The following is a 22,030-nucleotide window of genomic DNA, read 5'->3' as shown; positions in this document are numbered from 1 at the left end:
AGCGACCGCCGAGCCGCGTGCGGCCGGGCGGCTCGGCCCGGTCGAGGGGGCACGTCGGGCGGGTCAGGCGGTATCGCCCAGCTTCGCCACCCGGGTGAGCTCCACTTCCCCCACCACGAACGTCAACGACTCGCGCAGCTCCTCGACCGCCGCCTCCGGAGTGGGGCCGTCCTCCATGAGGCCCACTCCGGGCCGGATGAAGGCACTGGCGCACCACACTCCCGGTGACTCCTGCTCGAGCACATACGAGATCCGCCGGATGCCTGCCACGGGCGAAGTCTACGGATGCAGGTCGATCCCCGAGTCATCGTCGTCCGCCCGCCCTGGCGGTCGAGCGGCCGCTGACGGCCAAGGCAATTCACTGTTCTTGTTCGGTCGGCGAAGCCGTCGTCTTGGTTCTTGTGCGGCTCGCCGCACGCTGTCTAGCGTGTCCTAGGATGCTAGGTTGTAAGACTGTCTTTTCCTGTGACGGGGACCGGTTTGCTGCACAGCACGTCCGGATACGACTCGTAGCCCAAGGCCTGCCAGAACCGCAGTCCGGCCTCGTTCTCCGGCCGCACCAGCAGGTTGATGCGGGGCAGCCCAAAGCCTGGAATCGGTTCTCCAGCTCGGCGACCAGCCTCGAGGCCACCCGCCGCCGACGGTGATCCGGGTGGACGCCGAGCCGGAAGATCCAGCCCCGCCGTCCGTCGTACGTGCCGAGCACCACGCCGGCGATCTCGATCTGCTCACCCGCCTCAGCTACGAGAAACAGTTCCGGGTCGCGAACCAGCTTCGCCTCGAGCTCGGCCCGGGAGAGGACCTCGGCACCGGACTCCCGCCACACATGAGCCACCTGGTCGTAGTCGCTCCACCGGAACTGCCGGATATCACTCACCCGAAACCCCTCCTCCGTGATCGAACTCCCGAATTCGATCACGGAGGAGGGGTAGGGCACGGTGCGGGAGGACGGCGAGCGGGGCTGCCGCACCACCGGTAAAGCATCCTAGGAATCCAGTCTGATACCGGTCAGCGAGCGGCTTCCTTCAGCATCTGCTGATGACCGGCCAGAATCGGTGAAGCAGCGGCGGCGACCTGCTTGATGCTCACGTCGCTGCCCTTCGCGACCTGGGTGTCCGTGATGCGCTTGGCCTCCTGCTGGAGCTCCAGCTGGGTGGAGAGGTAGAGCGCGTCGAACGAGCCGGCCGACGCGGCTTGATAGCGCTCGGCGAGGGCGAGTTGTTCGGCGTTCGGACTGATGCTGAGCTTGATCTTCAGTTTGCGGGCGGCCTCGGTGACCTCCGCGTTGAGCCGGATGTGGTCGACCATGAACCGGCCGGCGATCTCCTTGACCTCGGCGTTCTTCGTCTTCGTCCAGGCGATGCGACCCTGTGCGATACCCGCGAGGTTGATCTCGTTGGCGGCCTGAAGGAAGGCGGTGTCCTGCGTCGAAGGGTCCACCGCTGCGGTGGCCGGACCCGGAACGGCGAGGGCGGGCCGCGCCGCAGCCCGAAGGCCGTGCTCCGCGAGCGGATCCCCGGCCGCCCAGCCCCCAGAGGCGGCCGAGGCTCCCGAGACCGTTGAGGTCCCAAAGGCCGCCCCGGCCCCAGAGGGAGCCAAGGCTCCCGAGACCGCCGAGGTCCCAGAGGCCGCCAAGGCGGGAGAGGCCGCCGAGACCGCCAAGGCGGGAGAGGCGGCCCACGCGATGGCGCCGACTGCGGCTACGAAGACGGGCGCGGCCACTGAGACGGCCGCGGCGACGGCGACCATGATTCGTCGAAACAGCATGACCCGCAGCGTAGCTATGACAAATGCTCGCATTCCGGTTTTGCGCCCTCGGAGAATCCCCGCCCGGACACCGCCCGGCAACAACGTTGTAATGGGAGCGCTCCCATGTAACGATGTCGCTCAATTCCTCTCCTCTCCCCGAAGGAGCCCGCTCGTGCGCGCTCTCCCCCGCCTGGCGTTGGCCGCCCTGACCGCGGCGGCGACCGTCGCCGTCGTCAGCGCGACCGCCGACGCCGCCGCCGATCCCTCCCCCATCACCGTCTTGACCAGCGACTTCGAGGACGGCACCGTCCAGGGCTGGGCCGGGCGCTCCGCCGAGACGCTCGCCCACAGCACCGCGGTCGCGCACGGCGGCACCGGCAGCCTGCTGGTGAGCGGTCGCACCGCGACCTGGCAGGGCCCGTCCCTGGACGTGCTCGGCACCTTCGAGAAGGGCACCGCCTACACGATCTCGGTGTGGGTACGGATGGCATCCGACTCGGACAGCGCCCGCCTGAGTGTGGAGCGCCGCACCGGTGGGGTCGCCGCCTACGATCAGGTCGTCGGGAACACCGCGGTGACCAGTGGCGCGTGGGTCAACCTGACCGGCCGTTACACCCTCGCGACGGACGTGGAGTTCCTGCGGGTCTATGTGGAGACCGCGTCGACGACCGGCTCGCTGCACATCGACGATCTCACCGTCGGTTACGTGCCGGCGCTGCCGGTGCAGACCGACATCCCGTCGGTGAAGGACGTCGTCACCGAGTTCCCGGTCGGTGCCGCGATCACCGGCGCGGAGATCGTCACCGAGCACGGCCGGTTGCTGACCAAGCACTTCGACTCGGTGACCCCGGGCAATGCGCTGAAGTGGGACGCCACCGAGCCGAGCGAGAACACCTTCACGTACGCCCAGGCCGATCCGTTGATGGCGTTCGCGAAGGCGAACGGTCTCGCCGTGCGCGGTCACACCCTGGTGTGGCACAACCAGACTCCGTCGTGGGTGTTCACCGGCGCCGACGGTCAGCCCATGACGGCGACCGCCGAGGACAAGGCGCTGCTGCTGGGCCGCCTGGAGAACCACATCCGTAACGTGGCCGCCCACTACGGCACCGACATCGGCGTGTGGGACGTGGCCAACGAGGTGATCGACGAGAGCCGGCCGGACGGCCTGCGACGCAGCAACTGGTACAACGTGGCCGGTCTCGACTATCTCCGCACCGCGTTCCGGGTGGCCCGTGAGGTGGCGCCGCACGCGAAGCTGTACATCAACGACTACAACACCAACGTTCCGGCCAAGCGGGACTTCCTGTTCACCCTGGTGCAGCAGTTGAAGGCCGAGGGGGTGCCGATCGACGGGGTCGGCCACCAGGTGCACATCAACATCAACTGGCCGACTCTGGCGGAGACCGAGTCGATGTTGACGAAGTTCATCCCCCTCGACATCGATCAGCAGGTCACCGAGATGGACGTCAGCATCTACACGGGCGACGGTGAGAGCTTCCCGACGCCACCGGCGGACCGGCTTCTCAAGCAGGCGTACGTCTACCGCGACATGTTCGCCCTGTTCCGCCGGTACAGCAACGAGATCACCTCGGTCACGTTGTGGGGTCTGGCCGACGACAACACGTGGCTCGACACGTTCCCGGTGACCCGCAAGGACGCTCCGCTGCTGTTCGACACCCGGTTGCAGGCCAAGCCGGCGTACTGGGGTGTGGCCGACCCGACGAGGATCGAGACGAGCCCGAGCGCGAGCGTGTCGCCCAGCGTCAGCGTGTCACCGAGCACCGGCACGAATCCCGGTGCCGGCTCCTGCGCCGTCACCTACCGGGTCACCGGAAGCTGGCCGGGTGGCTTCCAGGCCGACGTGAAGCTCGCCAACACCGGCAGCGCCGCGCTCACGTCGTGGAAGGCGTCCTGGCAGTTCACCGGCGGCCAGCAGATCAGCCAGCTGTGGGGTGGCACCGTCACGCAGTCGGGCGCCACCGTCACCGTCGGCAACGCCGCCTGGAACAGCGGCCTCCCCGCCGGCGGCTCCACCTCGTTCGGCTTCCTCGGCAGCTGGACCGGTGGCAACCCGGTCCCGGCCGCGTTCACCCTGAACGGCACCGCCTGCACAGTCCTCTGACCGGCCGCCCGGTGGGTCACCAGGGGCAGGCGCCCCTGGTGGCCTTCGGGATGCGCCGATAGGGCACGATCGGTGTGGTGCACTACGTAACGGCGACAGCGATCGATGTGACCGGGACCTGGCCCGTCCGGGTCGAGGTGCACCTGGCCGAGTCCGACGGTACGGCCGCCGTCATCCTCGGGCACGCACCGCTGCTCGACATCGGTGACGTCCGTGGCTCCCGGCTGCCGACCCCGCTCGATCTGCGCTGTGACGTGGTCGGACGCGACGACGACCACACCGTCCTGATCCGGCTCGGGCACGGCGCCACCGACCGGCGGGGGCGCGACACGTTCCGGGTGGCGGCGGAGGCCGTACGCCCGGAGACGCCCGGTGAGATCTTCGAGCGGCTCCTACTGAACTATCACGTCGATCCGGTGACCGTCACCGACGTCGAGTCGGCGTGGCTGGCGTTCACCGAGTTCGTCCAGACCGGGTTCGACGGGCTCGGCGACGACGGTTTCCGGGTGCAGTGGGGCCGCTACTCGTGGACCGACCGCACCGCGATGCTGTGTTTCACCCGCCAGTTCACCCTGCCGGAGCCCGGCGGCCGGGTGCTGCGGCAGGTCAGCCTGGACATGCGGTTCACCGGCTTCCACACGCTGGCCACCGGGGACACCGGCTTCGACCACACCCCGCCGGGCCCGGCGCGAGCGGCCGCGCTGGCCACCGTCCGGGCCACCGTCACCGAGCACCCGCATCTGTACGACCTGTGGCGAGCCGTCCCCCGCCACGCCGCGCTGACCTCCGACCGCACCGACTGACGCGGGCCGGCTGCGGGGCGGTCAGCCCCACGTCCGGCTGTACACCTGGTCGGAGATCGTGACCGGGTGGACCGGCCCGATCCGGTCCCACCAGCGTGTCCGGGCCGTACCCCGTCCGGGCCGCAGCTCTCCGGCCACGGCGATCAACCGCTCGGCCGCGCGTACCGCCCGGTGCCGCGGCGTACGGACGTCGAACACCGCCCGCACCTCGGCACGACGCCGGGCCAGCAGCCGGACCCCCGACTCCGCGGCCCGGGCCACGAACTCCGCGGGGGAACAGGCGAGCCGGCTGATGTCGACGTGCACGATGTTGGTGTCCGGCCGGTCGACGCAGAAGTGCGGTGACTCGGAGAGCACGCCGGCGAACACGACGGCGTTGGCGTGGTCCTCGGCGAGTCGCGCGCTGTTGTGCCGCAGCGCCCACAGAGCGGCGGCGGCCATCGGCCCCGATTGGTGCAGGCCTCCGCCGTACCACTGACGACAGCGGCGTGCCGCGCCGATGAGCTCCTCGGTGCCCATCAGGACCGCCCCCATGGGGGCGCCGAGCCCTTTGGTGAAGCACAGCGTCATGGCGTCGTTGGTGCCGCCCCAGACGGCGGGAGCGGTGCCGGTGGCCGCCACGGCGTGCATGATCCGCGCGCCGTCGAGGTAGACGGTGAGGCCGTGGTGACGGCTCCAGCGTCGGAGGGCGGTGAGCACCGCGAGCGGATAGACGCGCCCGCCGCGCGCGGACACGGTGTTCTCCGTCCAGACCAGCCCGGTGGCGGGCCGGTCCGGCGTCCAGCGGGCGCGGTCGTCGAGGGCCCGGGCGGCGATCTCCGGGCGCAGGAGGCCGTCGGTGGTGGTGACGGCGTTGATCGTGACTCCGGCGAGCGCGGCGGCGGACGGCGCCTGGACGAGGTTGAGGTGGTGCCCCGCCTCGCACAGCACCTCCCGGCCGCCGGCGGCGAGGACCCTGAGCGCGACCTGGTTGCTCATCGTGCCGGTCGGCATGAACAGGGCGGCCTGCTTGCCGAACAGGGCCGCGCAGTGTTCCTCGAGCGCGCGGGTGGCGGCGCTCTCCCCGAACCGGTCGTCACCGTGGTCGGCGGTCATCATGGCGTGCAGCATCGCGTGGGTGGGTCGGCTCATGGTGTCGCTGCGCAGGTCCATCAACTCCACGGACATGTCGGTCCCCCGTTTCCTGCTCGGCAGGCGCCTCTCTTGTCTGATGGCCGGGGCGGGTGACTGATACCGGTGACACGCGCGTCCTGCCGGTAGGGACTTTCTCCGTAAACCGGTATCAACCGGGGAACGTCGTGATCCTCAGGGTGTGAACGAAAGCTTCGACGTAACCGATCTCGTGGCCGCGGCCGCGAACGGAGATGAGGCGGCCTGGGAGAGCCTGGTCACCCGGTTCACGCCGCTCGTGGCCTCGGTGGCGCACGGATTCCGGCTGCACGGCACGGACGTCGACGATGTCGCCCAGACCGTCTGGCTGCGGCTGCTCGAACATCTCGGCGGCCTGCGCGAGCCCAGGGCACTGCCGATGTGGATCATCACGACCACCCGCAACGAGTGCCTGCGCCAGGTGCGGGCGAGCCGGCGGACCCGGCCGTACGATCCGCTCGCCGAGCACCCGGCCGGGGACGGGCCGTCGGCCGCCACCACGGCCGATCCGGACGAGCACCTGATCCGGGTGGCCCGCCATCAGGCGCTGCTGGCCGGGCTGGCCGAGCTGCCGGACCATCAACGGGAGCTGCTGCTCCTGCTGATCGAGGACCCGCCGGTGTCGTACGCCGAGATCAGCCGGAGGCTGCGGATCAAGGTCGGCAGCATCGGCCCGACCCGGGCACGGGCGCTGGAACGCCTGCGCGCATGCCCGGACATCAGCGCAATGCAGTCGACCGGCAGCCGGTAGCGGCGAGGAGAGGTAGCGGGCCATGGAGACACGGATCCAGGACGACGACGGCAACGACCACGATGCGGTGCTGCTGGGTGAGCTGGCGGCGGCGATGCGGGAGTCCGGGCATCTGACCGAGAGGGTACGGGCGGCGAGCGCCGTGTGGACCTGGCGAGGCATCGACGAGGAACTGGAGCTGGCGAGTCTGAGCTACGACTCGCTGATCGACGCGGGCGCCACCGTGCGCTCCGCCGCGGACATCCGGACCGTGTTGTTCACCGGCGACACGGCCGAGGTGCAGGTGGAGCGCGACGGCGATCAGCTGGTCGGGCAGGTGATCCCGCCCGCGCCGGGCCGTCTGACGGCCGAGGGGGCGGGTGGTCTGCGCGCCGAGTCGGCGATCGACGACGTGGGCTGCTTCAGTGTCGCCGTGCCGGTGGGTGAGCCGTTCCGGCTGCGGGTGGAGGCCGCACCGGTGCGGCTGATGACCGACTGGGTCAGGATGTGAGCGGGGCCAGTCCGTCGCCGAGGCAGACGAACCCGGCCGCCGCCGCCAGCGCGGGACCTCCCTCGTCGCGGGTGCGCTGCTGGGCGGCGGCCAGCGCCTCGGCCGGGGACCGTCCGGCGGCCAGGCCCGCGTGGTAGCCGTCCATCAGGGTGGCCGTCTCCGCGTCGGGCACCGGGATCACCGGCGCGGTCAGTGTCGGGGTGCCCTGGCCGAGCAGGGCGGTGGTGAGCCCGAGGACCTCCTCGCCGGCGACCGGCTGCCCGCGGCCGGCGTCGCAGGCGGCCAGCACCACGTGCTGCGGCGGGCGTTCCAGCAGTTCCAGGTCGTAGACGGTGAACGGGCCGTCGGCCAGCCGCAGCGCGGAGAACAGTGGGTTGTCCGACCGCAGGTCGCCGTGCGCGGCCACGTGCACCAGCCGGGCGCCGGCCATCGACGCGGCGACCCGGTCCGCGCCGGCCGCGTCACCGATCAGCCGCACCGCCCCGGGGTAGCGGCGGGCCACCGCCTCCGCCTCGCGGTGGGCGTCGCGCAGGCCCGGTCCGGCGACCACGACCACCGGGCCCGGCGATTCGGCACGGCGGTGGGCGGCGTCCAGCCACAGGCGCGCCGACGGCACCACGGTCACCGGGCGGCCGGCGCAGGACGGCAGGATCGACCACGGTAGCGACCGCAGCTGTTCGCTGGGCGCCAGCACCAGGGGCCGGTCACCGAGGCGCAGCGGGCGCAGCAGGACCCGGTCGAACGTGTCGGCGGCGCGGGTGAGCACGGCACGGGCCGCGGCCGCGCTCGCCGGGGTGGTGTGCTCGCTGGCCAGCCGGTGCAGGGCGAACGGCAGGTGGCGCAGGCAGCCGGTCACGTCGGTGAGCGGGCCCAGGCGGTGCAGCCGGGTCCGGCCGGACAGCACGGTCACCGCGTGCAGGTGGTCGTCGAGCTCCACGTACTCGACCAGGGCCGCGTCGCCCAGCCTCGCGGCGAGCGCGTCGATCGGGGGCGGGCCCGGCCGTGACGGGCCGGCCCCGCAGCCGTCGGTGCGGCGGCAGTGGTCGCGGATCTCCCGCTCGAGGGTGACCTGCCGGTGTGTCAGGGCCGCGGTGGGGCCGCCGTTCTCCATCGCCGTCATGGTGGCCCGCAGGTCGGTGAGCAGCGCGGCCAGCACCGGATCGCGCGGCGGGCGGACCGGGCGGGCGACCGCGGTGACGCCCCGTCGCCGTTCGGCCCAGCGGTACACCTCGCGGGCGCTACCGTTCTCCAGCGCGATCCGCACGCCCAGACGCGCCAGCGAGCCGCGGTGGGCGGACATGTGCGCGCGCAGATCCGTGGCGCCGAGCAGGGCCTGCTGGTCCTCGACGATGCGCAGCCCGGCCTCGACCGCGCGCAGCGCGCCGTAGCGACGGCCGTCGGCGCGGCGCAGCATCGCCTCGGCCGTCCAGGCACGGGCGCGTGCCTCCGCCGGGCCCGCCGACCGGGCGCGGCTGGCCCGCATCAGGTCGGCGCGTGCCTCGGTACGCCGCCCGCGGTCCAGCGCCAGCCGGCCGGCCATCACCCGGGCCTCCAGCGCCGGCACCGCCCAGCCCGCGCGGGCCAGGTCGTCGGCGCAGCGCCGGGCCTGCGCCGGTGTCACGCTGCCCGGGTCGCGCACCATCCGCACCTGCAGCCGGGCGTGCCGGGCCAGGGCCAGCAGTTCGCGGCGCGCGGCGCGGTGGAACTCGCGGGCCGCCTGCCGTGCCGCCTCCTCGGCGACCGGGAGGTCCCCTCGACCAGCGCGACGGTGGACAGCAGCAGCCGGGCCTCGGGCAGGTTGATCCGGTGCTGCTCGGCGTAGGCCGCGACGGCCGCCTCTGCGGTGGCCCGGGCCTCGCCGACCAGGCGTACCGACAGCAGCAGCCGGGCCCGGTCGACCAGCAGCGACCCGACCCGCATGTCGAGGCGCCGGTAGTGCTCCTCGGCCCGGTCGAAACTGGCCAGGGCGGCCGGCACCTCGCCCCGGCCGGCGCGCAGGCAGCCCAGGTTCTGCTCGGCGTACGCCCGCGGCAGGTCGAGTCCGTGGCGCACGCACAGGTCGATGGCGGTGAGCAGGTCGGTCTCGGCGGCCGCGAAGGCACGCCGCTCCAGGTGCAGCAGGCTGCGGTTGTTGAGGGCGCGAACCTCCCACTGCACGTCGCCGGCTCGGCGCAGCACCGGCAGGGCGGGACGGAGGGCGGCCAGGGCCTCCTCGACGCGGCCCAGCTCCTGCAGGATCGCCGCCTGCTGCACGCGGGCGCGGGCGGCCCCCACCCCGTGCAGCTCCTGCAGGGCGGTGGCGATCTGCCGGAACGCCGATCCGGCGGAGCCACTGAGGGCGAGCGCCGACGCCAGGCTGGTCCGGGCCTCGCCGGCCAGGGTGGTCGCGCCGGCCTGGCGGGCGAGATCCACCGAGGCCCGGAGCCGGGCGACGGCCTCGTCCAGGTCACGCAGTTGCAGGGCGGCCACGCCGAGGGCGCGCTGGGCGACACTGCGGCCGACCCGGTCACCGGTGGCGCGGGCGGCCCGGTCGGCGGCGTGGGCCAGCTGCCGGGCGCGGGCGGGCTCGACGGCGGCCAGCCGCAGCGCCTCGGCGGCGTCGGACGGTACGACGACTCCCGCTTGCACCCACGTCCCTCCCGGCGACGTCCCGCCTCGCCCTACCGGACGGCCCGGCACGACGATCCCCGCTCCGTCCGAATGAGCGCGCCTTTCACGTACGAAAGGACCCGCTCGTTGCTCTTATAAATCATGTTTAATCAGGATCTTATGACCTCTGTTGCCGAGCCGACCCAGCTGGTGGTCGCGCTACCGCACCTCGGGATGGTGTTGAGCGCGCTGGACGAGGCCCGTGAGCGCGCCGAGACCGACCCGGGACGGCTGCACGCCGACACACGGACCAGCGATGTGCTGGGCCTGGCGCTGATCACGCTGCCCGCCCCGGAGAGGGCCGCCGCGGCGCTGGAGAGGTGGGCGTCGATCGGTGGGGACCGCAGCGGTCCGGCGCTCGACCGGATCCTGGCCGCGGTGCGCGCCGGATTCGGCCGGGATCACCACGGATGGACGCCGCTGCTCGGCAAGAACCGCATCGTGGGCGAGGTGCACGGCCGGATGCGGTCCGGCGGCGCCGAGCCGGCCTCCGGGGAGGTGTCGCACGGCGGCGGTGGGGCGCCGGTGGCCATCGCGAGACCCGCGTGGGCGCACCGGCCGGGCACCGCACCGAGCGGGGTCGTGGTCGGCCTGATCGACACCGCGATGGTGAGCCACGACTACCTGACCGGGGCGTGGACCGGCCCGTATCCGGGCGCCGGGGACGGGCGGCCGGTCCGCGCCGAGACCGGGCACGCCACGTTCATCGCCGGCCTGGTGCGCCGTTACGCACCGGCGGCGACCCTGAGTGTGCATCCGGTGCTGGACGGCACCGCCGACGCCTGGACCACCGCGCACCGGATCGTCGAGGCCGGCCGGGCCGGGGTGGACGTGCTCAACCTGTCCTTCGTCTGCTACACCGACGACGGCGCCGGGCCGCTGGTGCTGGCCACCGCGCTGGAACGGCTCGGCCGCGACACGGTGGTGGTGGCCGCGGCCGGCAACCACGGCTACCTGGCCGACGGCCGCGACCGTCAGCCGGCCTTCCCCGCCGCGTTCCCGAACGTCGTCGCGGTCGGCGCGGAGGGCGCCGGGTTCAGCGCGAAGGGCCCGTGGATCACCGCCGTGGCCCCCGGAACCGGCCTGGAGAGCACCTACCTCAGCGGCCCGGTCTCGGTGTGGGAGGACCCCGACGGTCCCGGGCCCGCCCCGGCGACCCGCCACGACAGGACCTTCCGGGGGTACGCCCGGTGGAGCGGGACGTCGTTCGCGGCCGCGGTGGTCAGCGCGATGATCGCCCACCGGACCGTGCCCGGCCGGATCAGCGCCGCCGAGGTGGCCGCGCGGCTTCTCACGCCCACCGCCGACGGCAAGCCGGTCGTGCTCGACCCGGCGACGGCACCCTGAGCGCTCAGGCGACGATGCGCAGGTCCCGGCCCGAGTCGTTGAGCCGGCGCCCGCCGTCGGCGGTGACCGTCACGATGTCCTCGATACGCACCCCGAAGCGGCCCGGAAGGTAGACGCCCGGCTCGATGGAGAAGCACATCCCCGGTACGAGCGGGCGCCGCTCCCCCGCCACCAGGTACGGCGGCTCGTGCGTGGTCAGCCCGATGCCGTGCCCGGTCCGGTGGATGAAGTGCTCGCCATACCCGGCCCGGGTGATCACGTCCCGCGCGACCCGGTCGATCTCCTCGCACGCCACCCCGGGCCGGACCGCCTCGAACGCGGCCTGCTGCGCCTCGCGGACCACGTCGTGCACCCGGCGCTCCTCGGCGGTCGGCTCGCCCACGTGCACGGTACGGGTGGTGTCCGACCCGTAGCCGTCCTTGAGCCCACCGAAGTCGAGGACCACCATGTCGCCGTCGGCGATCACCCGCTCGCTCATGGCGTGGTGCGGGTTCGCGCCGTTGGGCCCCGAAGCGACCAGGGTGAAGTCGACCTGCGAATGCCCGTGGGCACGCAGCAGCGCGGCCAGCTCCGTGCCGATCTCGTGTTCGGTGCGGCCGGCGAACCGTACCCCCACGATCTCCTCGAAGACCGCGTCGGCCGCCGCCCCCGCCGACGCCAGCCGCTCGACCTCGTCGGCGTCCTTGACCGCCCGCAGCATCGGCAGCGCCGCGGTCATCGACGTGTACCGCGACCCGGGCAGCGCCTGCTGCAACCCGAGCAGTTGCAGCGCCCACGCGTTGTCGCTGACCGCGTAGACCCCCTCCGGGTCGAGCAGCCGGGCCGCGACGGCGTACGGGTCGGCGCCGTCGGCCCAGCCGCTGATGCTCACCGCGGCCGCGCCGTCGGCCTCGGCGGCGTCGGGGCGCTCCAGCACCGGGACGATCAGCTGCGGTTCGACGCCGGTGGCGAGGATCAGCACGGTGAGCCGCTCGGTGATCGCGGTCGGCTGGTAGCCGGTGAAGTAGGTCAGGTCCGGGCCGGGGGTGACCAGCAGCCCGGTCAGTCCGGCGTCGGCGGCCTGCGCGACGGCGTGTCGCATCCGATGGCGGAAGAGATCGGTCATGTGGGGCTTCCTCCTGTGGGCACGGGCCGGGTGGGGATGGTGTGGCTGGTCGAGGCCTCGGCGGCGGCCAGGTGCACGGCGTGCGGCCGCTCCGCCCGGTGCCGGCGCATCAACACGATAAGGGCGACCCCGGCGGCGCACATGACCGTCATCAGGATCGACGCGCCGGCCAGGCCGGCGGCGAGGGCGTCGGCGGTGGAGGCCCCTTCGGCGGTACGGGCGCCGGTGACCGCCGTGGACACCGTGGCGACCGCGGCCACCGCGAGGGATCCCCCGACGTAGCGGGCCATGTTGGAGATGCCGGACGCCTGGCCCACCTGGTCGGCCGGCACAGCCGCGGTGGACGCCGACGAGGCGGGGCCGTTGGCCAGGCCGAGCCCGACGGCGATCACGATCAGCGGCGGTACGAACATGGTGTAGGTCCAGCCGGCGTCGACGAGGATCAGGGCGGCGCCGGCCAGGGCGGCCAGGCCGAAGCCGAGCGCGACCGCCCGCCCGGCGCCGATCCGCACCGCGAGCGGGGTGATCAACGGGGTGATCGCGATCATCGCGGCCGCCGCGGGCAGGGTGGCGAGACCGGCCTCGAGGGGGCTCATGCCGAACGCGGCCGGATCCTGGAAGTAGAGGCTGAGCAGGTACATCAGGGCGTTGATGGATCCGGCCACCAGCAGGATCGCGATGGTGGCGCCGACCAGCACCCGATTGCGCAGCAGCCGCAGGTCGACCAGCGGCGCGGTCGCGTGCCGCTCGGCGAGCACGAACCCCACCGCGCCGAGGACCGCCAGGGTCAGGCAGCCGAGGGTCCGCGCGGAGAGCCACCCCCACGAGCCGCCTTCGCTGAGCGCCAGCACGAGCGGGGCCAGTGCGACTGCGACCAGGATCGTGCCGAGCACGTCGATCGAACGGGGTCGCTGCCCGTCGCGCGACTCGGGCACGGTGAACAGGGCGATCGGGATGCAGACGGCGGCGATGGCGGCGTCGATCCAGAACAGGCCCTGCCAGCCGGTGGAGCCGACCAGCACGCCGCCGATCAGTGGCCCGGCGGCCGCGCCGACTGCCGACGCGGCGCCCCACCGGGTGATCGCCCGCATCTGCCCGGCGCCGGCCGAGCCGACCGAGAGCAGGCTCATGCCGCAGGCCAGGATGGTGGACCCGGCCGCGCCCTGGATCATCCGGCCGGCGATCACACCGGTCCCGGAGTCGGCCAGCGCGATCAGGGCGCACGAGGCGACGAACAGCAGCAGGCCGCCGAGGAACACCCGCCGCCGGCCGAAGACGTCGCCGAGTGCGCCGGCGGTGACGATGACCGCCGCGCCGACCAGCATGTATCCGGTCACCGCCCACTGCAGCTGGTCGACCGGGACGCCGAGGTCGGCGCTGATCGCCGGGAGCAGGATGGTGACCGCCGAGGTGTTGGCGTTGACCACGAGCGCCGAGACGCAGGCGGCGGTGAGGACGCCGGGTCCGGCCTTCTTCGACTGCACTTCTGTGGACACGCCGGTCAGCTTCGCGGGTGCGGGGCCGGGCTGGATCACCCGCTCGGGGTGAGTCCCCGCCCACCGGCACGCGCCTAGCGTGCGGGCGATGAGCAGCGACGCGTTGCAAGAGTTCCTGCAGTATCTCGGCAGCGCGCTCACCTCGGCCGGTGAGGCGGTCAACCAGATCGAGGAGCGGCTGCTGCGGGTGGCCCACGCCTACGGCGCCCCGTATGCGCGGGTCAGCGTGCTGCCCACCTATCTGGTGGTCGCCCTGGAGCCGGGGCGGGCGGCCACGATGGAGCCGACCCGGCTGCTCGACGGAGGGTTGCGCCTGGATCAGACGGCCGCCGTCTACGACGTGCTGAAGGCGGCCGAACGGACCGAGATCACCCCGGCGGAGGGCATCGAGCGGCTGCGGGAGATCTCGCGGATGCCGTCGCGTTTCCACCTGTCGGTGCAGATCCTCGGTTTCGCGGTGCTGACCGCTGGGATCTGCCTGATCCTGCAGCCGACCTGGTCGGACCTGCTGCTCGCGGGGATGTTCGGCGCGCTGGTGGGGGTGTTCAAGACGATCGGGACGCGCTGGCGGAGCGTACAGATGATCATGCCGGTGACCGCCGCGTTCGCCGTCGCCGCGACCACGTTCCTGCTGGCCGACAGCGGCTGGACGGACGCCGATCTGCGGGCCATGGTGGCGCCGCTGGCGACGTTCCTGCCCGGCGCGATGCTCACCATGGCGGTGGTCGAGCTGTCCGCGGCGGAGATGGTGACCGGCGCGAGCCGTCTCGTGGCGGGCATCCTGCAGCTGATGCTGCTGGCCTTCGGGATCATCGGGGCGGCCCAGGTGGTGGATCTGCCCCGGTACGAGGTGCCGGTGAGCGCCCCGGAGAACTCGATCGGCGCGTGGGCGCCGTGGCTGGGCGCCGGGGTGGTGGGGCTCGGCTGCTACCTGGTCCATTCCGGCCCGCCCCGCACGCTGGGGTGGCTCTGTCTCGTCCTCTACTCCGGCTGGATCGGCCAGTACCTGGGCGGGATCGTGCTCGGCGGGTACCTGAGCGGGTTCGCCGGTGCCCTGGTGCTGACCGTGGTGGCGTACATCGTGGAGCGGTTCCCCTCCGGGCCGCCGGCGCTGGTGTCGTTCCTGCCCGGGTTCTGGCTGCTGGTGCCCGGCGCGCTGAGCCTGATCGGGCTGACCGAGTACCTGGCCCGCAGTTCCGCGCTGGGTTCGGAGGACCTGCTCGGCGCGGCCGGGTCGATGGTGGCGGTGGCGCTCGGCGTGCTCTGCGGCCACCCGATCTTCCGCGCGCTGGCCCGCACGTTCGGCCGGACCGGGATCCTGCGCAAGGAACGCGCGTGAACCGCCCACCACGGATGAGGCGCCACCGGCCGCCCGGCGCCCACGATGCCGCCAGAAGCCGCACTGTCACGAAGGGAGGCGGCGTTGAGCTCGACCGACGTGTCCGCCAAGCGGACCATCAACTACATATCCTGGGTCGCGCTGGCATTGATGACCACGAGTTCGGTGGCCAGCCTGCGTCCGTCCCCGACGATGGCCGTCTACGGCCTGGCGAGCATCTTCCTGTACCTGGTGCCGGCCATCGTGTTCCTGCTGCCGACCGCTCTGGTCTCGGCCGAGCTGGCCTCGGGCTGGTCCGGCGGCGTCTACAACTGGGTGAGCCAGGGGCTGAACAAGCCGCTGGGCTTCCTCGCCGTGTGGTGCCAGTTCGCCATGACGATCTTCTACTACCCGAGCCTGCTCGGGTTCGTGGCGAGCACCCTGGCGTACGTCATCAACCCCGACCTGGCCTCCAGCGGCGTCTGGACCGCCATCGTGATCATGGTCTGCTACTGGACCGGCGTGTGGATCTCCTCGCGCGGCACCAGCGGCGTGGCCGGCCTGGCCAGCGGCGGCCTCATCATCGGCACGCTGATCCCGGGCGCCCTGCTGGTGATCCTGGGCATGGTCTTCCTGGGCCAGGGCAACGAGTCGGCCGCCCCGATGACCGCCGACCATCTGCTGCCGGCCTGGGCCGGGTTGTCCAGCCTGGTCCTGATCGTCAACAACTTCCTGTCCTACTCGGGCATGGAGATGAACGCGGTGCACGTCGGCTCGCTGAAGAACCCGGGCCGGGAGTTCCCGCGGGCGATGTTCCTGTCCATGGGCCTGGTCCTGCTGATCTTCATCCTGCCGGCGCTGGCGATCAGCTGGGTGGTCCCCGCCGAACAGCTGTCGCTCACGGCCGGCGTGATGCAGGCCTTCGACGCGGTGTTCGCCGAGTTCGGCACCCAGTGGCTCACCCCGATCCTCGGGATCATGCTGGTCGCCGCGTCCCTGGGCGGCATGCTGACCTGGCTGGCCGGGCCGTCGAAGGGCCTGCTGCTGATCTCGCGCCAGGAGGGCTACCTGCCGCCGTTCCTGCAACGGCTGAACAAGCACGGCGTACAGCAGAACATCCTGGTCGTGCAGGGTCTGGTCACGACGGTCATCGCGCTGGCGTACGCGTTCATCCCGGACGTCTCCAGCGTGTACTGGATCTTCTCGGTGATCACCACGCAGGTCTATCTGATCATGTACCTGCTGATGTTCGTGGCCGCCGTCCGGCTGCGCAGGACCCAGCCGGACCACCCGCGCGGCTACCGCGCCCCGATGATCACCGGGCTCTGCGGCGTCGGGTTCGCGGCGTCGCTGGCCGCCCTGCTGATCGGTTTCATCCCGCCGTCGCAGTTCGGCTCCGGCAGTGTCGGCGTCTACCTGCTGATCGTCGCCGGTGGCGCGCTCGGCCTGGGTCTGCTGGTGCCCTACCTCTTCTACCGCCTGCGCAAGCCGTCCTGGAAGGAGGCGCCCGCGTCATGAGAGCCAACACTCTGCTCTACACCATCGCCGGAATGACGGTCGTGCTGTTCGCCGGCATCGGCCTGATCACCTACAGCGGCGAGCAACAGACGCAGGAGGCCACCGCGAAGGCCCAGCAACTGCAGACCGACCTCGCCGCGGCCGGGCTGCGGACACCGTCGACCGAGCAGATCGTCAGCACCCTCGGCGCGGACGGCGGCGCGGTCTGTCTCGACCCTGACGACGCGCTGCGCCGCGGGATCCTCTACGGCCAGCTCGTCAACGGCGCCGCCGGGCCCGGCCAGCGGCCGGTGATCGCCGACAACAAGGTCGTCCAGGGCCAGCTGCTGATCATCAAGGTGTACTGCCCGCACCATCTCGAATCGTTCCAGAAGGTCGTCGACGGCCTCCACCTCGAGGACGTGGCCTGATGGGACTGCGTAAGGACGTCGCCGCCCTGATGGACCGCGCCCGCGCCGACCTGGCCGAGCTGGTCGCGATCCGGTCGGTGGCCGACCCCCGGCAGTTCCCGCCGGAGGAGTGCACGAAGGCCGCGTACTGGGTGGTCGACCGCTTCGCCGGGGCCGGCTTCACCGACCTGAGCCTGCACGAGACCAGCGACGGCAGCAGCGCGGTCTACGGAGAGCGCCCCGCCCGCGACCCGCACGCGCCGACCGTGCTGCTGTACGCCCACTACGACGTGCAGCCGCCCCTGGACGAGGCCGCCTGGCGGACGCCGCCGTTCGCCCTCACCGAACGCGACGGCCGGTGGTACGGCCGGGGCGCCGCCGACTGCAAGGGCAACATCGTCATGCACCTGACCGCGCTCCGGGCTCTGGGTGACGACCTTCCGGTCCACCTGAAGCTGATCGTCGAGGGCTCCGAGGAGCAGGGCACCGGCGGCCTGGAGGACCTCGTCGAACGCCACCCCGACCTGCTGCGCGCCGACGCGATCCTGGTCTGCGACACCGGCAACGCGGCGGTCGGGGCGCCGGCCGCCACGGTGACGCTGCGCGGCCTGGTCAACGTGGTGGTGACGGTCGAGGCGCTGGGCGGCGAGGTCCACTCCGGCATGTTCGGCGGGCCGGCCCCGGACGCGCTGGCCGCGCTGATCCAGATCCTGTCGTCGTTGCGGGACCGGGTCGGCAACACCACGATCACCGGGCTGGACAGCACCCAGACGTGGACCGGCGAGCCGTATCCGGCCGCGCAGTTCCGCGCCGACGCCGGGCTGCACGACGGCGTCGCCCTGCTCGGCGACGGCACGGTGTCGGACATGGTGTGGGCACGGCCCGCGGTCACCGTCCTCGGCATCGACTGCCCGCCGGTGGTCGGCTCGGCAGCGGCGATCCAGCCGCGCGCCCGCGCCCGGCTCAACCTGCGGGTCCCCCCGGGCACGGAGGCCGCCGCGGCCCAGCGGGCGCTGATCACGCACCTGCACGCGGCCGCGCCCTGGGGCGTACGGGTGAGCGTCGAGCCGGAGGCGCTCGGGCAGCCGTTCGAGGCCCGCACCGGCGGGCCGGCCTACCGGGCCCTCGCGGCGGCGATGCGGGAGTCGTACGGCCGCGACATGGTCACCCTGGGCCAGGGCGGCTCGATCCCGCTGTGCAACGTGTTCGCCGCCACCTATCCCGAGGCGGAGATCCTGTTGATCGGGGTGGAGGAGCCGCTGGCCGCGATCCACGCTCCGAACGAGAGCGTCGACCCGGGTGAGATCGCCCGGCTGGCCCATGCCGAGGCGCTCTTCCTGAAGCATTACCGCGGGTAGGAGGGGAGAGAAAGGGCCCGGCGTGCGACGCCGGGCCCTTTCTCCTGCGACGACACCGGCCCTCAGGGGCGACGGCGGTGGTCACGGCGCCGCAGGGGAGCCCGGGGCAGATGGCTGAGGCCGGCCGCGAGATACGGCCCGACCAGCTCGATCCGGTCCCCGGGACGCGCGGTGACCTCGAGCAGGGCGCCGTCCGGCAGCCGCAGGTGCACGGCGATCGCACCACCCGGGCCGGACAGCCGGTACACGCCGGCGACGGTGATCTGCGCGAACATCCGGAGCCGGCGGTCGAGGACCGGGCCGCGGCGGATCACCAGGACATCGTCGCGCCAGTACGCCCACATCCGCCGGGACCAGCCGCGCCGCAGCCCACGCCATGCCCGCGGCCGGGGCCCGGCGCTCCGGAACCGGGCGGCGAACACCGGGCCCTCACGGATGAACGCCCGCTGACCACGGCGGTCCCAGAGGATGCCGGCCAGCAGTGACACACCCAGCACCAGCAGCACGGCCGGCGCAACGACAGATACGTTCACGCGGCAACTCCTCCACCGATCCGTCTTCGGCTCCAGCCTCGGCGGATCGGGGGGCGGGCGCGTCACCCCACGCAGATGAGACGCGCGAAGGTCTCGCCCACACGGGACTCGAGGGGTGAGAAGCAGATAGGTTCTCCTGCATGAATCGATGGTGGTTGTGGGCGGTCGGGGGTGTGGGCGGAGTCGTTCTGGCGGTGGCGGGATGGAAGACCTTCTTCTCCCCCGATCCCGGCGCGGCGCTCATAGTCCTGGTGGTCACCGGTGGGCTGCTGCTGGTCAGCCCGTTCCTGCTGCCCCGTCTGGAGGCCCTCGTCCTCGGCGTCGACGGCTTCCAGCTGCGGCTGGTGCGGGAGATGGCGCAGCACGGCGCCCCGGAGACGGCCCGGCTGCTCGACAACACCGAACTGGCCGAGATAGCCCAGGCGTACGGGGTGATCCACACCCAACTGGTCGGCGGCACCTTCTACACCGTCCGCAAGCAGGTGCAGGATCATCTCGCCGCCCGGGCGGCGGCCTTCGCCAGCCAGCGGACCTTCAACCCCGACGAGGTCAAGCTGCTCTTCCCCACGGCGTCCGGGCCGGTACGGGTGCTGCTGCTCGGACTCATGCAGGGCGATCCACGCCTGGTGGACGTGGCGAGCCTGGCCGAGGCGATCACCGTGCCGGTGACCCGCAACGAGCAGTACCAGGCACTGGTGCTGGTCGAGAGGAACCTGCGGCGCTTCTCCGAGGCCGACCGGGCCACCCTGATGGCCGCCATCGACAGCGCGGACCTCGGCCGCGACGACAGCGACCGCCAGAAGATCGTGGACCAGATCAGGGCGTTGCCCCTCTGACAGCGTGCCCGGCGCATCCGGCAGGATGATCACATGCCCGACGCGCCGTTCGCCGTTTTCGACGTGGACGGGGTCGTCGCCGACGTGCGGCACCGTCTACGGCATGTCGCCCGGCAACCGAAGGACTGGGCGCGGTTCTTCTCGGCCGCCGACCGGGATCCGCCGCTGCCCGAGGGGACCAAGCTGGTCCACCGATATGTCGCGGACCATCAGCTGGTCTGGCTCACCGGGCGGCCCGAGTGGCTGCGGCCGGTCACCGAGCGGTGGTTCGAGCGGCACGGGCTGCCGGCCGGGCTGCTGCTGATGCGCCCCGACGACGACCGGCGGCCGGCGCGTGACTTCAAGCTCTCGCAGCTGCGCCGGCTCGCCCGCGACGGCGAGATCACCGTGATCGTCGACGACGACCCGGCCGTGGTCAAACGGCTGAAGACCGAGGGATTTCCGGTCCGGCTGGCCGACTGGGTGCCCTACGAGCGGTCGCTGCGACAGGCTCAGGAACGCGACGGCCGTACCTGAATTAAGGTTGCGGGTTGTGGCGGCCGATTGGCTGCCACGGTTTCGTGAGGGGTGGATCGGTGAGTCAAAGCGTGCTGACATCGGCGGCGGGGGTCGCTGCCCAGGCGGCGCGGCGGCGTACGTTCGCGGTTATCTCGCACCCGGACGCCGGCAAGTCGACGATGACCGAGGCTCTCGCCCTGCACGCGCGGGTGATCGGCCAGGCCGGCGCGGTGCACGGCAAGGGCGACCGCAAGGGTGTCGTCTCCGACTGGATGGCGATGGAGCAGCAGCGTGGCATCTCGGTCACGTCCGCGGCGCTGCAGTTCTCCTACGGCGACACCGTCATCAACCTGCTCGACACGCCGGGCCACGCCGACTTCTCCGAGGACACGTACCGGGTGCTGACCGCCGTCGACAGCGCGGTGATGCTGCTCGACGCGGCGAAGGGCCTGGAGCCGCAGACGCTGAAACTGTTCGAGGTGTGCCGGCAGCGGGCCATCCCGGTGATCACGTTCATCAACAAGTGGGACCGGCCCGGCCACGAGGCGCTCGCGCTGATGGACGAGATCGAGCAGCGCATCGGGCTCAAGCCCACGCCGCTGACCTGGCCGGTCGGCATCGCCGGGCACTTCCACGGCGTCATCGACCGGCGCACCGGGGTGTTCACCCGCATGCAGCGCTCCCCGGCGGCGCCGACCTCGCCATCGAGGAGGAGATGGCCGACGACGAGGCCGCCGAGAAGTACGGCGCGGAGTGGGTCGCCGCCAACGAGGAGCTGGAGCTGCTCGAGCTGACCGGCGCCGACCACGACCAGGAGACCTTCCTCGGCGCCACCAGCACGCCGGTGCTCTTCGGCGCGGCGGTCGCCAACCTGGGCGTACGGCAGCTGCTCAACATCCTGGTCGAGCTGGCACCACCGGCGACGGCCCGGCCCACGGTGGCCGGCGGCGAGCAGCCGGTGGACAGCGGGTTCTCCGGGTTCGTGTTCAAGATCCAGGCGAACATGAACAAGGCGCACCGCGACCAGGTGGCGTTCATGCGGATCTGCTCCGGCCGGTTCGAGCGCGGCATGGTCGTCACCCACGCCGGCACCGGCCGCCCGTTCACCACCAAGTACGCCCAGCAGGTCTTCGGCCAGGGCCGCGACACCATCGACGAGGCGTTCCCCGGCGACGTGGTGGGCCTGGTCAACGCGACCGCGCTCGGCATCGGCGACACCCTCTACGCCGACAAGCCGGTGCAGTATCCTCCGCTGCCGTCGTTCCCGCCGGAGCACTTCGCCGTCTGCCGGGCCGACGACACCGGCGCCTACAAGCGCTTCCGCCGCGGTATCGAACAGCTCGACGGTGAGGGCGTGGTCCAGGTGCTGCGCTCCGACCTGCGCGGTGACGGCCTGCCGGTGCTGGCCGCCGTCGGGCCGATGCAGTTCGAGGTCGCCACCTTCCGGCTGGAGGCGGAGTTCGGGGTGAAGGTGCATCTGGACCGCCTGCCGTACGAGATCGCGGCGGTCACCGACGCCGAGGGCAAGGAACTGCTGCGCGGGGAGTCGCAGGTCGAGGTGATGACACGGGTCCGGGACGGGGCGCTGCTCGCCGTGTTCGCCCACCGCTGGCGGATGCGTACGGTGGCGGGCCGTCACCCCGGCCTGAAACTCGACGCCCCGCTCGACGCCGGGCTCTGACCGGCGAGCCCGCGCCGCCGCCCGGCTTCTATAGCCGGGCGGGGCGGGGACCGATAAGAGCGCGGCCCGCCCACCCGATAATGGCGCGGCCCGCCCGATAACGGCCCGCCCAACCGATAGCGGCGCGGCCGCCCGATAACGGCACGGCCCGCCCGGGAAGCCGGGCGAGCCGCTGCACCACTTACTTCTTTTTCGACTTCTTGTCCTTCTTGTCCTTCTTGTCCTTCTTCTTGTCCTT

Annotated in this window: 22 protein-coding genes; 13 read left to right on the top strand and 9 right to left on the bottom strand. The window is 72.2% G+C overall.

Annotation, left to right across the window (positions count from 1 at the left end; genetic code table 11):
• Positions 1 to 63: 63 nt before the first annotated feature.
• From ACQPZW_RS23020 to ACQPZW_RS23010, 3 genes are all read right to left on the bottom strand, one after another.
• Positions 64 to 270, bottom strand: coding sequence for a hypothetical protein (locus ACQPZW_RS23020; RefSeq protein ID WP_433796994.1), 207 nt, complete (start codon positions 268 to 270; stop codon positions 64 to 66).
• Positions 271 to 358: 88 nt separating this feature from the next.
• Positions 359 to 826, bottom strand: coding sequence for a GNAT family N-acetyltransferase (locus ACQPZW_RS23015; RefSeq protein WP_433797599.1), 468 nt, complete (start codon positions 824 to 826; stop codon positions 359 to 361).
• A gap of 182 nt (positions 827 to 1,008) precedes the next feature.
• Complete coding sequence (locus ACQPZW_RS23010) at positions 1,009 to 1,749, bottom strand: DUF4142 domain-containing protein (protein ID WP_433796993.1); 741 nt, start codon at positions 1,747 to 1,749, stop codon at positions 1,009 to 1,011.
• Positions 1,750 to 1,921: 172 nt separating this feature from the next.
• On the opposite strand from ACQPZW_RS23010, the gene ACQPZW_RS23005 reads away from it, so the two are divergent.
• Positions 1,922 to 3,871: an endo-1,4-beta-xylanase gene (locus ACQPZW_RS23005; RefSeq protein WP_433796992.1), complete on the top strand. Its 1,950-nt coding sequence runs from the start codon at positions 1,922 to 1,924 to the stop codon at positions 3,869 to 3,871.
• A 77-nt stretch (positions 3,872 to 3,948) separates the two neighbouring features.
• Positions 3,949 to 4,674: a hypothetical protein gene (locus ACQPZW_RS23000; protein ID WP_433796991.1), complete on the top strand. Its 726-nt coding sequence runs from the start codon at positions 3,949 to 3,951 to the stop codon at positions 4,672 to 4,674.
• Positions 4,675 to 4,695: 21 nt separating this feature from the next.
• On the opposite strand, the gene ACQPZW_RS22995 is transcribed toward ACQPZW_RS23000, so the two are convergent.
• Entirely contained in the window at positions 4,696 to 5,841 is a 1,146-nt protein-coding gene (locus ACQPZW_RS22995; protein WP_433796990.1) for a threonine aldolase family protein, read from the bottom strand.
• Positions 5,842 to 5,986: 145 nt separating this feature from the next.
• Here ACQPZW_RS22995 and ACQPZW_RS22990 point away from each other — a divergent pair, with 145 nt between their 5' ends.
• Together ACQPZW_RS22990 and ACQPZW_RS22985 are read left to right on the top strand one after the other, a co-directional pair.
• Positions 5,987 to 6,574: an RNA polymerase sigma factor gene (locus tag ACQPZW_RS22990; RefSeq protein ID WP_433796989.1), complete on the top strand. Its 588-nt coding sequence runs from the start codon at positions 5,987 to 5,989 to the stop codon at positions 6,572 to 6,574.
• A 22-nt stretch (positions 6,575 to 6,596) separates the two neighbouring features.
• Positions 6,597 to 7,064, top strand: a complete 468-nt coding sequence (locus ACQPZW_RS22985) for a hypothetical protein (protein ID WP_433796988.1) — start codon at positions 6,597 to 6,599, stop codon at positions 7,062 to 7,064.
• Here the strand turns inward: ACQPZW_RS22985 and ACQPZW_RS22980 are convergent.
• Entirely contained in the window at positions 7,054 to 8,706 is a 1,653-nt protein-coding gene (locus ACQPZW_RS22980) for a CHAT domain-containing protein (protein ID WP_433796987.1), read from the bottom strand. The two genes, ACQPZW_RS22985 and ACQPZW_RS22980, sit on opposite strands and share 11 nt — an antisense overlap.
• Positions 8,682 to 9,692 (bottom strand): hypothetical protein, encoded by a 1,011-nt coding sequence (locus tag ACQPZW_RS22975; RefSeq protein WP_433796986.1) that lies wholly within the window; start codon positions 9,690 to 9,692, stop codon positions 8,682 to 8,684. The genes ACQPZW_RS22980 and ACQPZW_RS22975 overlap by 25 nt, the downstream gene beginning before the upstream one ends.
• Before the next feature lie 141 nt (positions 9,693 to 9,833).
• On the opposite strand from ACQPZW_RS22975, the gene ACQPZW_RS22970 reads away from it, so the two are divergent.
• Entirely contained in the window at positions 9,834 to 11,060 is a 1,227-nt protein-coding gene (locus ACQPZW_RS22970) for a S8 family peptidase (RefSeq protein ID WP_433796985.1), read from the top strand.
• A 4-nt stretch (positions 11,061 to 11,064) separates the two neighbouring features.
• Here the strand turns inward: ACQPZW_RS22970 and ACQPZW_RS22965 are convergent, their stop codons facing one another.
• Positions 11,065 to 12,165, bottom strand: coding sequence for a M24 family metallopeptidase (locus ACQPZW_RS22965; protein WP_433796984.1), 1,101 nt, complete (start codon positions 12,163 to 12,165; stop codon positions 11,065 to 11,067).
• Positions 12,162 to 13,661: an MFS transporter gene (locus tag ACQPZW_RS22960; protein WP_433796983.1), complete on the bottom strand. Its 1,500-nt coding sequence runs from the start codon at positions 13,659 to 13,661 to the stop codon at positions 12,162 to 12,164. Before ACQPZW_RS22960 ends, ACQPZW_RS22965 begins: the two co-directional genes overlap by 4 nt.
• Before the next feature lie 88 nt (positions 13,662 to 13,749).
• Between ACQPZW_RS22960 and ACQPZW_RS22955 the strand changes: the two genes are divergently transcribed.
• The 4 genes from ACQPZW_RS22955 to ACQPZW_RS22940 all read left to right on the top strand — a co-directional run bounded on the left by ACQPZW_RS22955 (position 13,750) and on the right by ACQPZW_RS22940 (position 18,244).
• Positions 13,750 to 15,000, top strand: coding sequence for a threonine/serine ThrE exporter family protein (locus tag ACQPZW_RS22955; protein ID WP_433796982.1), 1,251 nt, complete (start codon positions 13,750 to 13,752; stop codon positions 14,998 to 15,000).
• A gap of 84 nt (positions 15,001 to 15,084) precedes the next feature.
• Positions 15,085 to 16,497, top strand: coding sequence for an APC family permease (locus ACQPZW_RS22950; RefSeq protein ID WP_433796981.1), 1,413 nt, complete (start codon positions 15,085 to 15,087; stop codon positions 16,495 to 16,497).
• The gene (locus tag ACQPZW_RS22945) at positions 16,494 to 16,907 is read left to right on the top strand and encodes a hypothetical protein (protein ID WP_433796980.1); all 414 of its coding nucleotides are present in this window, start codon (positions 16,494 to 16,496) and stop codon (positions 16,905 to 16,907) included. The genes ACQPZW_RS22950 and ACQPZW_RS22945 overlap by 4 nt, the downstream gene beginning before the upstream one ends.
• The gene (locus tag ACQPZW_RS22940; protein WP_433796979.1) at positions 16,907 to 18,244 is read left to right on the top strand and encodes a dipeptidase; all 1,338 of its coding nucleotides are present in this window, start codon (positions 16,907 to 16,909) and stop codon (positions 18,242 to 18,244) included. The genes ACQPZW_RS22945 and ACQPZW_RS22940 overlap by 1 nt, the downstream gene beginning before the upstream one ends.
• A gap of 62 nt (positions 18,245 to 18,306) precedes the next feature.
• Here the strand turns inward: ACQPZW_RS22940 and ACQPZW_RS22935 are convergent, their stop codons facing one another.
• Positions 18,307 to 18,777 (bottom strand): hypothetical protein, encoded by a 471-nt coding sequence (locus ACQPZW_RS22935; protein ID WP_433796978.1) that lies wholly within the window; start codon positions 18,775 to 18,777, stop codon positions 18,307 to 18,309.
• A gap of 140 nt (positions 18,778 to 18,917) precedes the next feature.
• On the opposite strand from ACQPZW_RS22935, the gene ACQPZW_RS22930 reads away from it, so the two are divergent.
• The 4 genes from ACQPZW_RS22930 to ACQPZW_RS22915 are packed head-to-tail and all read left to right on the top strand — an operon-like array spanning position 18,918 to position 21,792.
• Positions 18,918 to 19,613 (top strand): hypothetical protein, encoded by a 696-nt coding sequence (locus ACQPZW_RS22930; RefSeq protein ID WP_433796977.1) that lies wholly within the window; start codon positions 18,918 to 18,920, stop codon positions 19,611 to 19,613.
• Between the two features lie 33 nt (positions 19,614 to 19,646).
• The gene (locus tag ACQPZW_RS22925) at positions 19,647 to 20,129 is read left to right on the top strand and encodes an LNS2 domain-containing protein (protein ID WP_433796976.1); all 483 of its coding nucleotides are present in this window, start codon (positions 19,647 to 19,649) and stop codon (positions 20,127 to 20,129) included.
• 59 nt (positions 20,130 to 20,188) lie between these two features.
• Entirely contained in the window at positions 20,189 to 20,905 is a 717-nt protein-coding gene (locus tag ACQPZW_RS22920; protein WP_433796975.1) for a GTP-binding protein, read from the top strand.
• The gene (locus tag ACQPZW_RS22915) at positions 20,827 to 21,792 is read left to right on the top strand and encodes a hypothetical protein (protein ID WP_433796974.1); all 966 of its coding nucleotides are present in this window, start codon (positions 20,827 to 20,829) and stop codon (positions 21,790 to 21,792) included. The genes ACQPZW_RS22920 and ACQPZW_RS22915 overlap by 79 nt, the downstream gene beginning before the upstream one ends.
• Positions 21,793 to 22,030 lie beyond the last annotated feature (238 nt).

Source organism: Actinoplanes sp. CA-252034, assembly GCF_050956125.1.
Taxonomy (GTDB): Bacteria; Actinomycetota; Actinomycetes; order Mycobacteriales; family Micromonosporaceae; genus Actinoplanes.
The sequence above is the reverse complement of the archived record's forward strand: the minus strand, read 5'-3'. Positions and strand labels throughout refer to the sequence as shown.

Coding starts and splice junctions, on each gene's coding strand:
- ACQPZW_RS22980 (WP_433796987.1), bottom strand. CDS start 8,706: ATGGTGCGCGACCCGGGCAGCGTGACACCGGCGCAGGCCCGGCGCTGC.
- ACQPZW_RS22930 (WP_433796977.1), top strand. CDS start 18,918: ATGAATCGATGGTGGTTGTGGGCGGTCGGGGGTGTGGGCGGAGTCGTT.
- ACQPZW_RS22985 (WP_433796988.1), top strand. CDS start 6,597: ATGGAGACACGGATCCAGGACGACGACGGCAACGACCACGATGCGGTG.
- ACQPZW_RS22945 (WP_433796980.1), top strand. CDS start 16,494: ATGAGAGCCAACACTCTGCTCTACACCATCGCCGGAATGACGGTCGTG.
- ACQPZW_RS22940 (WP_433796979.1), top strand. CDS start 16,907: ATGGGACTGCGTAAGGACGTCGCCGCCCTGATGGACCGCGCCCGCGCC.
- ACQPZW_RS23010 (WP_433796993.1), bottom strand. CDS start 1,749: ATGGTCGCCGTCGCCGCGGCCGTCTCAGTGGCCGCGCCCGTCTTCGTA.
- ACQPZW_RS22955 (WP_433796982.1), top strand. CDS start 13,750: ATGAGCAGCGACGCGTTGCAAGAGTTCCTGCAGTATCTCGGCAGCGCG.
- ACQPZW_RS22915 (WP_433796974.1), top strand. CDS start 20,827: ATGGCCGACGACGAGGCCGCCGAGAAGTACGGCGCGGAGTGGGTCGCC.
- ACQPZW_RS22995 (WP_433796990.1), bottom strand. CDS start 5,841: ATGTCCGTGGAGTTGATGGACCTGCGCAGCGACACCATGAGCCGACCC.
- ACQPZW_RS22970 (WP_433796985.1), top strand. CDS start 9,834: ATGACCTCTGTTGCCGAGCCGACCCAGCTGGTGGTCGCGCTACCGCAC.
- ACQPZW_RS22965 (WP_433796984.1), bottom strand. CDS start 12,165: ATGACCGATCTCTTCCGCCATCGGATGCGACACGCCGTCGCGCAGGCC.
- ACQPZW_RS22925 (WP_433796976.1), top strand. CDS start 19,647: ATGCCCGACGCGCCGTTCGCCGTTTTCGACGTGGACGGGGTCGTCGCC.